Origin of the sequence: Nocardioides sp. NPDC023903, from assembly GCF_040639295.1 — a bacterium.
Lineage (GTDB): Bacteria > Actinomycetota > Actinomycetes > Propionibacteriales > Nocardioidaceae > Nocardioides.
This window is the reverse complement of the sequence record NZ_JBEZZS010000013.1, coordinates 16,410-28,434: the sequence shown is the minus strand read 5'-3', so window position 1 is coordinate 28,434 and position 12,025 is coordinate 16,410. Positions and strand designations below refer to the sequence as shown.

The following is a 12,025-nucleotide window of genomic DNA, read 5'->3' as shown; positions in this document are numbered from 1 at the left end:
CTACCCGAAAGGCCCGGCCATGCGCTCCGCGCTAGCAGCTCTCGCACAAGTCACCACGAGAAAGGCCACGGCGTGGCTGGTCCTGGTGATCACGGTCCTTCTGGCCGGTGCGGTGATGGTCGTCGGATCTTCCCTGGAGTCCGCCAGCTCGGCGCCTGACCCGCTGCCGGCGGACGCCGAGTCGGCCCGGGTCGCCGAGCTGCAGCAGAGCTTTCCGGGCGGGGACGTGCTGCCCGCGGTCGCGGTGGTCGAGCGTGATGGTGGGCTGACCGCGGAGGACCGAGTGTGGGTCGCCGAGGCGTCGCAGCGTTGGGCAGAGATCACCGGGAACGAGGTCTCGCCGCCGATCCCGGCGACCGACGGCGATGCCCTGATCGTCGCCATCGACGTCGATGCCGACGTGACCGGACTCGATCTCACCGAGCTCGTCGGCGACCTGCGGGAGGCAGTCGACGAGGACCGGCCCGACGGCCTCACGGTTCAGCTCACCGGTGGCGCCGCCTTCGCCGCCGACATCTCCTCGGCGTTCGAAGGTGCCGACGTGCGGCTGCTTCTCGTCACGGCCGCGGTCGTCGCCATCCTGCTGATCCTGACGTACCGCTCGCCGGTGCTGTGGCTCGTGCCCCTGATCGTGATCGCGCTGGCCGATCGCACCGCCTCGGTGGTGACGCAGATCGTCGCGGACTGGACGGGCAACGGGCTCGACGGCTCGACGTCGGGGATCACCAGCGTGCTGGTCTTCGGTGCCGGCACCAACTACGCGCTCCTGATGGTCTCGCGCTACCGCGAGGAGCTCCGCCGGCACGAGAACCACCGCGACGCCCTCGCCGCCGCGGTGCGCGGTTCCGCCGAGGCGATCGTGGCCAGCAACCTCACGGTCGTACTCGCGCTGTTGGCCCTGGTGTTCAGCGTCGCTCCCAACACCCGATCCCTGGGGGTCTCGGCTGCGATCGGCCTGCTGGTGGCCCTGCTCTTCGCGCTCTTCGCCCTGCCCGCCGCGCTGTCGTTGTTCGGACGTGGCCTGTTCTGGCCGTTCGTGCCGCGCAACGGCGAGGACGAGAAGTCTCGCGACGGTGTCTGGTTCCGGATCGCCCGCGCCGTGGTGAGCCGCCCGGCAGCGGTGCTGGCCGTGGCCGCGGTGATCCTCGGCGTACTCGCCTCCGGGCTCCTGGGGGTCAAGGTCGGGCTCTCGCAGACCGACCAGTTCCGTGTCGACGCCGAGTCTGTCGACGGTCTGGACACCCTCTCGAAGCACTTCCCGCCGGGTGCCTCTGATCCGGTGACGATCGTGGTCAAGGCCGACGAGGCCGACGCCGTCCTCGCGCAGGTCAACCAGCTGGACGGCGTAGACGGCGCGCGCCCGTCGGGCGAGAGCGGCGACCTGGTGAAGATCACCGCGACGCTCGAGGACGCGCCCGCGACCCCGGAGAGCATCGAGACGATCGAGACGATGCGCAGCGAGCTGGCCGGCACCAGCGCTCTGGTCGGCGGCAGCGTGGCCAAGGATCTGGACAGCCGCAACGGCGCCGAGCGAGATCTCAAGGTCGTCGTGCCGTTGATCCTGCTGGTGGTGCTGCTGGTGCTCTTCGCGGTGCTGAGGTCGATCGTGACGCCGCTGGTGCTCGTCACCATCAGCGTGATCGCCACCTTCGCCGCCCTCGGCCTGGGCGCCTGGATGAGCACCCATGTCTTCGGGTTCCCTGCGCTCGACGTCAGCACACCGATCTACGCCTTCCTGTTCCTGGTGGCGCTCGGCGTCGACTACACGGTGTTCCTCGTCCTGCGTGCGCGGGAGGAGACCGCCGAGCACGACACCGTCGACGCGATGGTCATGGCGGTCGGGCTGACCGGTGGCGTCATCACCAGCGCCGGCATCGTGCTGGCCTCGGTGTTCGCGGTGCTCGGCGTGCTGCCCCTGATCACGCTGACCCAGGTGGGCCTGATCGTGGGCCTCGGCATCCTGCTGGACACCTTCCTCGTTCGCACCGTGGTCGTGCCGGCGGTCTTCGCGCTGGTGGGCGACAGGATCTGGTGGCCCGCCGCGATCGCCCGCCGGCACACCGAGGAGGCGCCGGTCAGTAGCCCGCGGTGAGCACGCGGGCTGCCTCCCGATCGGCGGCGGCGTTGAGGACCCCGGCACGGGAGCCCGCGAGCTTGGCGGCGATGTGCTCGTCGACGGAGACGTCGCGGTAGAGGCGGGGGTGCTCCTCGTCGACGAACCCCGGCAGCGGGCCGATCATCGCCTCGGCGTCGCCGTCGAAGAAGTACGCAGCCGACCGGCGTCGCTGGATGGTGCCATCGACGATGGGTGGCTTGACCCGGTGCAGGGTCGAGAGCCACTGCTCGTTGGTCAGCCGGGTGGTGAGATCGCCGAGGTTGATCAGCAGCGCCCCCTCGGCCGGGCTGACGTCGTGCCACTCGCCGCCGTGCAGGACCTGGAGACCCTTGACCCGGTCGGCCCACAGGATCGTGACGATGCCGTAGTCGGTGTGCTCGCCCATCCCGATCATGTCCTCGTCGACCTCGACCCGGGTGCCCTCCGGGAGGGCGTAGTTGTTCATCCGCAGGACCTCGATCGGGTGGGCCGCGAGGCTCGCGATCGCGCCGCGCTCCAGGTCGAGTGCGTCCTCGAAGATGGTGACCATGGTGCGCGCGACCCGGGCGGCCTCGGTGCGCCAGACGTCGATGCGCGCCTGGAAGTCCGGCACCTCGGGCCAGGTGTTCTCCGCGTAGTGCGCCGCGACGAGATCGGCGTCGGGGTGGTCGGAGACCGACGAGCCGACGTTGAAGGCCTCGAAGAAGTCCTTCATCCGCGTCTCGGACTGGACGCCGGCGCTGAGCGCGAGCGTCTCCGACTTGGGCGGGGTGTAGCCACGGTTCTCGGTGGCCGGCCGGCGCCAGCGGGCCTTCTCCGCAGGCGGCAGGGCGAAGAGGTCGTCCATGGCGGCGGCCAGACCAACGGCCGCGGACGGAGCGACGCCGTGGCCGAGGATCTGGATGAAGCCGACCTCACGGCAGGCGGTGTCGATGGCGGCCGCGACGGCCGCCTTCTCCTGGGGCGTTCCGCCCTGGACGTACGCAGCGATGTCGACGGCGGGGACGTGGAAGGTGCTCACGGTTGCTCTCCTTGCTCGGAGCAGACGATTGGTCGTGCCCGGAGGTGTCCGCTTTCCCGGCCAGGAGGCCTTGCTTTCCGTTGAACTCGGGCGCCACCACAGTAGAACGCCGAGGTTTCGGCGCTATTTCGGGTCGAGGTGCTCGCCGAAGAAGGACAGGATGCGCCGCCAGGCGTCCTCCGCCTCGGGCTCGGAGTAGTTGAAGCCGACCACGCGCTCCAGGTCGGGCATCGGCCGGGGAAAGCCCCAGTCGTTCATGAAGCTGTGCCCGACACCGGGGTACTCCTTGACGTCGCGGGGTACGTCGCCCTCGGCGAGCGCCGCCTCGATCTTGGCCGCGGCGCCGGGCAGGGTGCGGTCTTTGGCACCGTAGCTGGCCACCATCGGGCACGAGGAGCTGAGCGAGGACACGTCCCTGCGCAGCATGCCGTAGTTGGGTGCGGCAGCATCGAAGATGCCGCGCGGGGCGAGCAGGAGGGTGAAGCCGCCGCCCATGCAGAAGCCGACGACGCCGACCTTGCCGGTGCAGCGCGGGTCGTCGACGAGATGGTCGCGAGCGGCGATCAGATCGTCGACCGCGGTGCCCTTCCCGGTCACCAGCGACTTCATCGTGCTGACGACACAGCCGACCTTCGGGCCCCGCTCGTAGAGCGACGGCGTCAGCGCCAGGTAGCCGTTGGCCGCGAACCGGTCACCGATCCGCTTGATGTCGGAGGTCATGCCGAGGATGTCCTGCACGACCACCACACCGGGCCAGGGCCCGGGACCCTCCGGAACCGAAAGATAGCCGCGGGTCGGACCCGCGGGCGCCGCATAGTCGATCATCGACATCTCATCACCTCGGTGCGATCCTCGCAGGTCCGACGATCCTGCACGCCGGACGACGCTCGACCCGATAGGATTTTGTGGTGATTCGCCAGGCTCGGGGTCTTGACGGAGGCCGGGGTGCGCCATGAGGGCATGTTCGGTCCCAGGCTCCGCCGGCTGCGCGAGTCGCGTTCGCTGACACAGGGCGCGCTCGCGCGCGCCGCGGGCGTCAGCGTCGCCTCGATCCGCGACCTCGAGCAGGGCAGGACGAGGCGTCCGAGGGCGGCTTCGCTGCGTGCGCTCGCCGAGGCGCTGGGCCTGAGCGATGAGGAGACGGCCCGGTTCGCCGAGGCCTTCACCCCCGTCCTCGAGGCCGACGGCGCGGTGGTGAGCATCGCCGTCCTCGGCCCGACCGTCGTGGTCCGCGACGGCGTGCCGGTCGACCTACCCGATCAGGTCGGGCTGCTGCTGCGGCGCCTGGCCCTGGAGCCGGGGGAGAGGGTCGGGCGCGACGAGCTGCTCGACCTGCTGTGGCCTGAGCTCGCCTCCGCCGAGTCGGGCAGGCGGCTGGCCCAGCTGCTGCGGCGCCTGCGCGCTCTCGTGGCGCCGATCGCGGTCACCCAGGACGGCAGCACCCTCCGCCTCGACGCCTCGGCCGACGAGCTCGACCTGGTCCGCTTCCGGGAGCTGACCAGGACCGACGAGATGGCCCCGCTGAACGAGGCCGTCGGCCTGTGGCGTGGGCGCCCCGAAGGGTTCGACCAGGCGCCGTGGCTGTCGAGCACGATCGAGGACGAGTACGTCGCGGTCGTGCTCAGATGGGCGACCCTCGGCGTTGCCGAGGGCCGGGCCATCGAGGCGCTCCCGGTCGTGGGCGAGGTCGCCCGGCTGCGGCCGCTGGACGAGCCGTTGTGGGCGGCGTACGTGAAGGTGCTGGCGGCGGCCGGGCGGCAGGCCGAGGCGCTCGCCGCCTACGACACGGTCCGGTCCGTACTGGCCGAGGAGCTCGGGCTGGACCCCAGCCCGGTCCTCGAGGATGTACGCCAAGGGACGCTGGAAGGACGCTGGCACACCCGGCGACCGACGCTGGTCGAGGGTGCCCGCCGGCGGGACGTACCTCGGGAGGTGCCGGCGGCGCCGGCGCTGATCGGGCGTGACGCCGAGCTCGCGATGCTGGCGGCCGGGCTCGGCGAGGGCGGCGGCGCGGCGGTGCTGGTCACCGGTCCGGCCGGCTCCGGGAAGAGCGCGCTGGCGCTGACCGCCGCGGCCCGGCTGGCCGGCGACTTCCCCGACGGCCAGCTCTACGCCGACCTCCACGGTGTCTCGGGCGAGGCGGTGGAGCCCGGCTCGGTGCTGCGGCGCTTCCTGCGCTCGCTCGGTCTCTCCGGCCAGCAGATTCCGACCGACGACGCCGACGCCGCGGCCCTGCTCCGCAGCGAGCTCTCCGACCGCCGGATGCTGATCGTGCTGGACAGCGTCGACAGCCCCGGCCAGGTCATCCCGCTGCTGCCCGGACCCGGCGCCACCCGGACGATCCTCACCAGCCGCCATCGGCTGCCCGCCCTTGCGGGCACCATCGATCTGGGCCGCCAGATCCATCTCGGCGAGCTCAGCACCGACGCCTCCGTCCATCTCATCGGCGCGATCGTCGGTCACGAGCGCGTGGCAGCAGCACCGCGCGCGAGCGAGTCGCTGGCGCTGGCGTGCGGCCGACTCCCGCTGGCGCTCAGGATCGCCGCGGCCCGGTTGCTGAGCCGTCCGGAGTGGTCGATCGAGACGTACGCCGACCGGCTGAGCGCGAGCTCCCACCGGCTCGCCGAGCTGGCCGTCGGCGAGGTGAGCGTGACGGCCAGCCTCGAGATCTCCTACGCCGCGATGCCAGCCGAAGCACAGCGGGCGTTCCGGCTGTGCTCGCTGATCTCGGCCTACGACTTCGACCCCGCTCCGGCGTGCGCCCTCCTCGACCGCGACCCGGCCACCACGCAGCGGCTGCTCGAGGACCTGGTCGACGCCAACATGCTGCAGACGGCCAGTCCCAACGACAGAGCCGACGACGGCGTCGGGCGCTACCACTACCACGATCTGCTCCGGCTCCACGCCGGCGATCTGGCCGCCGCCGACCCCGAGCAGCCGCAGGCGCAGCGCCGGCTCGCCGACTGGCTACTGGACACCACGGTCAGCGCCGCCGGCACGGCCTATCCGGGCCGCCTGCGCGCGCTGGAGATCGAGCCTTCGCCGGAGAGCCGCTTCGACTCGGCCGACAACGCTCGCACCTGGCTCGACCGCGAGGCGCAGCTGCTGATCGCCTTCGCGAAGCAGGCAGCGGGCGACCCGCACCGGCGTCACTACGCCTGGAAGCTCGTCGACCAGGCCCGGATCCACTACCGGACCCGCCTCGATGTGACCACCTACCTCGAGCTCGTGACGGTCGGGGCCGAGGCCGCCATGCTGGAGGACGAGGCGCGAGCCGAGGCGTTCCTGCGTACGCTGAAAGCCGATGTGCTCGGGGTTCTGGGGCGGATGGAGGAGGCCTGGGCGGAGTCGGACCGCGCCTGGAGCCTCCTCGATACGAGCGGCTGGCCGCAGGGGCTGGCGTTCGCGTCGATCGTCGACGGCCACCGCCACCGGGTCGCGGACTCCGGACGCGAGGCCGAGGTCGCCTACACGCACGCGTTGAAGATCCTCGGCGACATCGAGGGCACCGAGGGGCTGCGGGCCTGGGCCCATCAGGCTCTCGGCATCGCCTGCACCGAGCAGGGTCGCTTCGAGGAGGGACGTGTCCACCATCTCCAGGCGGTCGAGCTGAGCGAGGCACAGGGCAGCGCAACCCCGCTCGAGCTCGCCACGCTGGCCGCGGCCGAGCGTGCTCTCGGCCTGCTCGACTCAGCCGGCGCCCGGCTGGAGTCCGCGCTGGCGCAGGCGACCCGCAACCGGAGCCCGTTCGCCGAGGCCAACGCGCTCGAGGAGCTCAGCCTGCTCGCCCTGGTCCGTGGCGACCATGCCTCGGCGCTCGAGCTCGCCGAGCGGGCGCACCTGACCGCGCGGGCCCACGGGGACGTACGTTTCGTCGCGTCGACGGCGTGCAGCTATGCCGCCGCCCTCGATGCGACCGGTAGCCACCGCGAGGCGGCCGAGACCTACGAGTACGCGGTCCGGCTCAGCCACGCCCACGTCGCCTCGTTCACCGAGACCCGTGCCCGGATCGGGCTGGCCCAGGCGCTCCATGCCGAGGGTGACACCACGGCCGCCCGGGTCCACGCCCGCCGGGGCCGGCAGTTGGCCGCCGAGCACGGCTTCGCGCCGTTGCGGCGCGAAGCCGACCGAGTGCTCGAAAGGCTCTAGTCCACCTTGGACGGGTGCTTGGCCAGCGGGGTGACCTGCACGTCCATGTAGGGGAACAGCGGCAGGCCGGAGAGGATCTGGTGGAGCTCGTCGTGGGACTCGACGTCGAAGACCGAGAAGTTCGCGTACTCCCCGGCGATCCGCCACAGGTGCGGCCACTTCCCGGCGCGCTGGAGCTCCTGGGCGTAGGCCTTCTCGCGGGCGATCGTGTCGTCGCGGACGTCCGGATCCAGGTCGTGCGGGATCCGGACGTCCATGCGTACGTGGTAGAGCATCAGCCGCGAGCCGGGTCGAGCACGAAGCCGTAGTCGACGCTCACCGAGCCGTCACCGTTGGCGACGGGCGCGAGCACGAGCTCGGGCTTGACCGCCGAGGCGATGTCGTCGTCGTTGTGCTCGTCACCGGGGAAGTAGAGCTGGGCGGTGAGCAGCTCGTGACCCGGGGCCGACACCTTGACGTGCAGGTGCGCCGGACGCCAGGCGTGCCAGCCGGCGGCGGCGATGAGCTTGCCGCAGGAGCCGTCGGTCGGGATCTGGTAGGGCGCGGGCTGGATCGTGTGGATCTCGAAGGCGCCGTCGGCCCCGACGGTGAAGCTGCCACGCAGGTTCCACTCCGGAATGCCGGGCGCGAACTGCGAGTAGAAGCCGTCGGCGTCGGCGTGCCAGAGCTCGACCTTGGCGCCGTCGAGCGGGGTGCCGTCGGTGGAGGTGATCGTGCCGGTCCAGGTCAGCGGGGTGCCGGACTCGCCGTCGCGCATCGGGATGGTGCCGTTCGCGCCCTGCTCCGGGGCTGCGGGGACGTAGTAGGGACCCTCGATGGTGCCCTTGTTGCCCTCGCGGTGCTCGGTGGCGACCTTCTCGACCTCGTGCTCGACCCAGACGTCGAGGAAGAGCGGCCACTCGCCGTCCTTGCCGACCTGGATCAGCCACGCCTTGAGCGCGTTGTACTCGTCGTAGCTGACCTTCTCCTCGCGGATCGTGTCGTAGACGGCGTTGAGCACGCGCTTGGCCAGCCTGTCGACACGCTCCGGCGGGGTGTCCTTGACGGCGTCGAAGGGCGACTTGTCGGCGGCGAACCGCTCGGTGGCAGACGCGCCCGAGGCGGCCGCGGAGGCTGCCTCGGTGGACTCGAGGGTCTGGTCGGTGGTCATGGGTGTGTCCTCTCGTGTTGCGGTGGGGTCAGGTGTTCAGTTGTCGGTGCGGTAGCGATCGAGCTTCTCCGGATCGATCTCGACCCCGAGGCCGGCACCAGGACGTACGGCGAGCTCGCCGTCGCGGATCTCGAGCGGCTCGGTGAGCAGGTCATCGGCCATGTCGAGGAAGTTGGAGAGCTCACCGGCCCGGCGGGAGGTGAGCCGGTGAGCGGCGCCGAAGGCGATCGAGCAGGCGCTGCCGAGCTGGCCGTCGATCTGGTTGCCCATCACGACCTCCAGCCCGAGACCCTCGGCGAGATGGAGCACCTGCTGCGACCCGGTGAAGCCGGTGCGTGCGGTCTTGATGCTGATCGCGGTGGCGGAGCCACCGAGCACCTCGCGGGTCACGTCGGCAGCCGTCGGGACCGACTCGTCGGCGATGAACGGCACGTCCAGCTGGCTGACCAGCCAGCGCCGCCCGAGCACGTCGTCGGCGGGGTTGAGCTCCTCGGCGAAGAGCAGGTCCAGGTCGGCCATCTGCTTCATCGCGCGGGCGGACTCGGCCGCGGTCCAGCCGCGGTTGCCGTCGACGTACAGCTCGATCTCGGTGCCGAACCGTTCGCGCAGCGCACGGACGACGGCGGTGTCGAGCTCGATGGGGGAGCGGCCGACCTTCACCTTGAACGTCGAGATCCCGTACGTCTCCCGCATCCGCTCCGCCTCGGCGACCATCGCCTCGGGCGAGTCGAAGCCGAGCATGTGCGAGACGCGCATCCGGTCGGTGAAGGCACCGAGCAGGTCCACGACCCGCAGGTCCAGGGTCTTGCCGAGGGCATCCCACATGGCCATGTCGACGGCGGCCTTCGCGGTCGGGTTGCCGACGGTGCGCTCCATCAGGACTCGGGCGGTCTCGCGCTCGAGCAGGGTGAGCCCGGCGAGCTGTGGGGCGAAGAGCTGGTCGATGACGGCGATGATCCCGTCCTGGGTCTCGCCGTAGGTGAACGGCCGCGGCGGCGCCTCGGCGACACCCACGACACCGTCGTCGGTGTGCACCCGGACGAGCACGTGCTGGGCGGTGTGGACCTCGCCGGAGGCGAAGCGCAGCGGCTTGCGGTAGGGGATGGCGAACGGGATCGCCTCGACCTTGGTGATCTTCATGATCGGGGAGCTTCCAGACGGGGTGCGGTGAACAGGTCGGCTGCCTCGAGGATCTCGATGACGGCGTCGACGACGGGGTTGTCGTCGTCGGTGCGGTAGGCGAGGGAGAGCTCGACGCTGCCCGCGTCGAGCAGGTCGCGGAAGACCACGCCCTCCAGCGGAAGGGCCCGGACCGAGGCCGGTAGGACCGCGACGCCGAGGCCCGCGGCGACCAGCGCCAGCAGGACCGCGGTGCTGGGTGCCTCGTGCTCGCGGCGCGGCACGAACCCGGCCTCGCGGCAGCTGCGCAGAACCGCCTCGTTGACCGCCGAGTCGCGGGCGCTGTAGGCCACGAACGGCTCGGTGCGCAGGTCGGCCAGGGCCACGACGGGCTCGACGGCGAGCCGGTGGTCGACCGGGATGGCGAGCGCGAGCGGCTCGACCTCGAGGGTGCGCAGGGTCAGTCCCTCGCCTGTGGCCGGCGGCCGCAGTACGCCGAGGTCGAGCGCCCCGCTCTGCAGCCGCTCGCACTGGGCAGGGGTGAGCAGGTCGGCATGGATCTCGAGCGCCACCTCGGGCAGCTCGCGCTTGACCACCCGGGCGATGCCCGGCAGGTGCGAGAACGAGGCGGTGCCGGTCAGCCCCAGGCGGACCAGGCCGTGGCGGCCGGCCCCGATGCGGCGTACGCCTCGAACGCTGTCGTCGACGGCGGCCAGGACCCGGGCGGCCTCGGTGCGGAGGAACTCGCCGGCCGGGGTGAGGGAGACCTGCCGGGTCGTTCGGGTGAACAGGGTGACGTCGAGCTCGGACTCGAGCTGGCGGATCGCCTGGGAGAGCGCCGGCTGGGCGATGTGCAGCTGCGCCGCGGCCTGACCGAAGTGGCAGGTCTCGGCGACAGCGGCGAAATACCGCAGGTGGCGTAGCTCCATGAAGCGCTCCTCACGAGGTGGTGATGACCGCCACACTAGGTCTGCGATAGATAAACAACAAGGACGAAACTGCCGCTCATTGATCGATTCGAATGATCAATGGATGCCTAGGTCGGAACTGGGCATTCGCCTGGTGTGACGGCCGCCACGTCTTGCGAGGGTGTGGTCACCGTCACCCGTTGGAGGCATCACCATGACCGCACCACTCACCGAGAGCCTGGGCCACATCGAGAACGTCCTGTCGGACGCCGTCGTCGAGGACCGCGAGGCCGGGATCTACCGCGCCAACCGCCGGATCTTCACCGACGAAGAGATCTTCGAGCTGGAGATGAAGCACATCTTCGAGGGCAACTGGATCTACCTCGCCCACGAGAGCCAGGTGCCCAACCCCGGCGACTACTTCACCACCTACATCGGGCGACAGCCGGTGATGATCACGCGCGACAAGGACGGCGAGCTGCACTGCATGATCAACGCCTGCGCCCACCGTGGCGCGATGCTGTGCCGGCGCAAGACCGACAACCGGATGACCCTGACCTGCCCGTTCCACGGCTGGACGTTCCGCAACGACGGCACCCTGCTCAAGGTCAAGGACCCCGACGACGCGGGCTACCCGGAGAGCTTCAACACCGAGGGCTCGCACAACCTCACCCACGTGGCTCGCTTCGACAGCTACCGCGGCTTCCTGTTCGGCTCGCTCAACCAGGACGTACTGCCGCTCGAGGAGCACCTCGGCGACACCGTCAAGGTGATCGACATGCTCGTCGACCAGTCGCCTGAGGGGCTCGAGGTGCTGCGCGGTTCCTCGACCTACACCTACGACGGCAACTGGAAGGTCCAGGCGGAGAACGGCGCCGACGGCTACCACGTCACCGCGACCCACTGGAACTACGCGGCGACGACCTCGCGCCGCAACACCGGCGAGTCGAAGAACACGACCAAGACCGTCGACGCAGGCAGCTGGGGCAAGGCGGGTGGCGGCTACTGGTCCTACCCGAACGGCCACCTGTGCCTGTGGACCTGGGCGGCCAACCCGGCCGACCGGCCGCTGTGGGACCAGATGGACGTGCTCAAGGAGAAGTTCGGCGAGGCGAAGGGCGAGTTCATGGTCAAGGGATCGCGCAACCTGCTGCTCTATCCCAACGTGTATCTGATGGACCAGTTCTCGACCCAGATCCGGCACTTCCGCCCGATCTCGGTCGACAAGACCGAGGTCACCATCTACTGCATCGCCCCGAAGGGCGAGAGCCCTGAGTCGCGGGCCTGGCGGATCCGGCAGTACGAGGACTTCTTCAACGCCTCCGGCATGGCCACGCCAGACGACCTGGAGGAGTTCCGCTCCTGCTACGTGACGTACCAGGCCTCTGCTGCGCCGTGGAACGACATGAGCCGCGGTGCCGAGCACTGGCTCACCGGACCCGACGAGGTCGCCGAGGCGCTGGAGATGCCGGGCGTCATCTCGGCCGGCGCGAAGAACGAGGACGAGGGTCTCTACCCGGTCATGCACGCGCAGTGGGCCGACCAGATGCGTACGGCCATCGCGAACGAGAAGGGGAAGTGAC

9 protein-coding genes are annotated in these 12,025 nt (G+C 70.6%); 3 read left to right on the top strand and 6 right to left on the bottom strand.

The genetic code is table 11. The features are described from left to right. Positions 1-19: 19 nt before the first annotated feature. A complete protein-coding gene (locus AB0F44_RS15375; protein ID WP_357356791.1) occupies positions 20-2,092 on the top strand; it encodes an MMPL family transporter in 2,073 nt (690 codons plus the stop codon). Here the strand turns inward: AB0F44_RS15375 and AB0F44_RS15370 are convergent. Continuing rightward, on the bottom strand, positions 2,076-3,116 hold the full coding sequence (locus AB0F44_RS15370; RefSeq protein ID WP_357356789.1) for a 2-oxoglutarate and iron-dependent oxygenase domain-containing protein: 1,041 nt from the start codon (positions 3,114-3,116) through the stop codon (positions 2,076-2,078). The genes AB0F44_RS15375 and AB0F44_RS15370 overlap by 17 nt on opposite strands. 123 nt (positions 3,117-3,239) lie before the next feature. Continuing rightward, the gene (locus AB0F44_RS15365; protein WP_357356787.1) at positions 3,240-3,947 is read right to left on the bottom strand and encodes a dienelactone hydrolase family protein; all 708 of its coding nucleotides are present in this window, start codon (positions 3,945-3,947) and stop codon (positions 3,240-3,242) included. A gap of 99 nt (positions 3,948-4,046) precedes the next feature. On the opposite strand from AB0F44_RS15365, the gene AB0F44_RS15360 reads away from it, so the two are divergent. Further along, positions 4,047-7,265, top strand: a complete 3,219-nt coding sequence (locus AB0F44_RS15360; protein WP_357356785.1) for a BTAD domain-containing putative transcriptional regulator — start codon at positions 4,047-4,049, stop codon at positions 7,263-7,265. On the opposite strand, the gene catC is transcribed toward AB0F44_RS15360, so the two are convergent. The 4 genes from catC to AB0F44_RS15340 are packed head-to-tail and all read right to left on the bottom strand — an operon-like array spanning position 7,262 to position 10,463. Further along, on the bottom strand, positions 7,262-7,540 hold the full coding sequence (gene catC / locus AB0F44_RS15355) for a muconolactone Delta-isomerase (protein WP_008361945.1): 279 nt from the start codon (positions 7,538-7,540) through the stop codon (positions 7,262-7,264). The two genes, AB0F44_RS15360 and catC, sit on opposite strands and share 4 nt — an antisense overlap. After that, on the bottom strand, positions 7,540-8,415 hold the full coding sequence (gene catA, locus AB0F44_RS15350) for a catechol 1,2-dioxygenase (protein WP_357356783.1): 876 nt from the start codon (positions 8,413-8,415) through the stop codon (positions 7,540-7,542). Before catA ends, catC begins: the two co-directional genes overlap by 1 nt. 36 nt (positions 8,416-8,451) lie before the next feature. Then, a complete protein-coding gene (locus AB0F44_RS15345; protein WP_357356781.1) occupies positions 8,452-9,555 on the bottom strand; it encodes an enolase C-terminal domain-like protein in 1,104 nt (367 codons plus the stop codon). Further along, positions 9,552-10,463, bottom strand: a complete 912-nt coding sequence (locus AB0F44_RS15340; protein ID WP_160027542.1) for a LysR substrate-binding domain-containing protein — start codon at positions 10,461-10,463, stop codon at positions 9,552-9,554. The genes AB0F44_RS15345 and AB0F44_RS15340 overlap by 4 nt, the downstream gene beginning before the upstream one ends. Positions 10,464-10,656: 193 nt before the next feature. Here AB0F44_RS15340 and benA point away from each other — a divergent pair, with 193 nt between their 5' ends. Beyond that, on the top strand, positions 10,657-12,024 hold the full coding sequence (benA, locus tag AB0F44_RS15335) for a benzoate 1,2-dioxygenase large subunit (protein WP_357356779.1): 1,368 nt from the start codon (positions 10,657-10,659) through the stop codon (positions 12,022-12,024). Position 12,025: the final 1 nt, after the last annotated feature.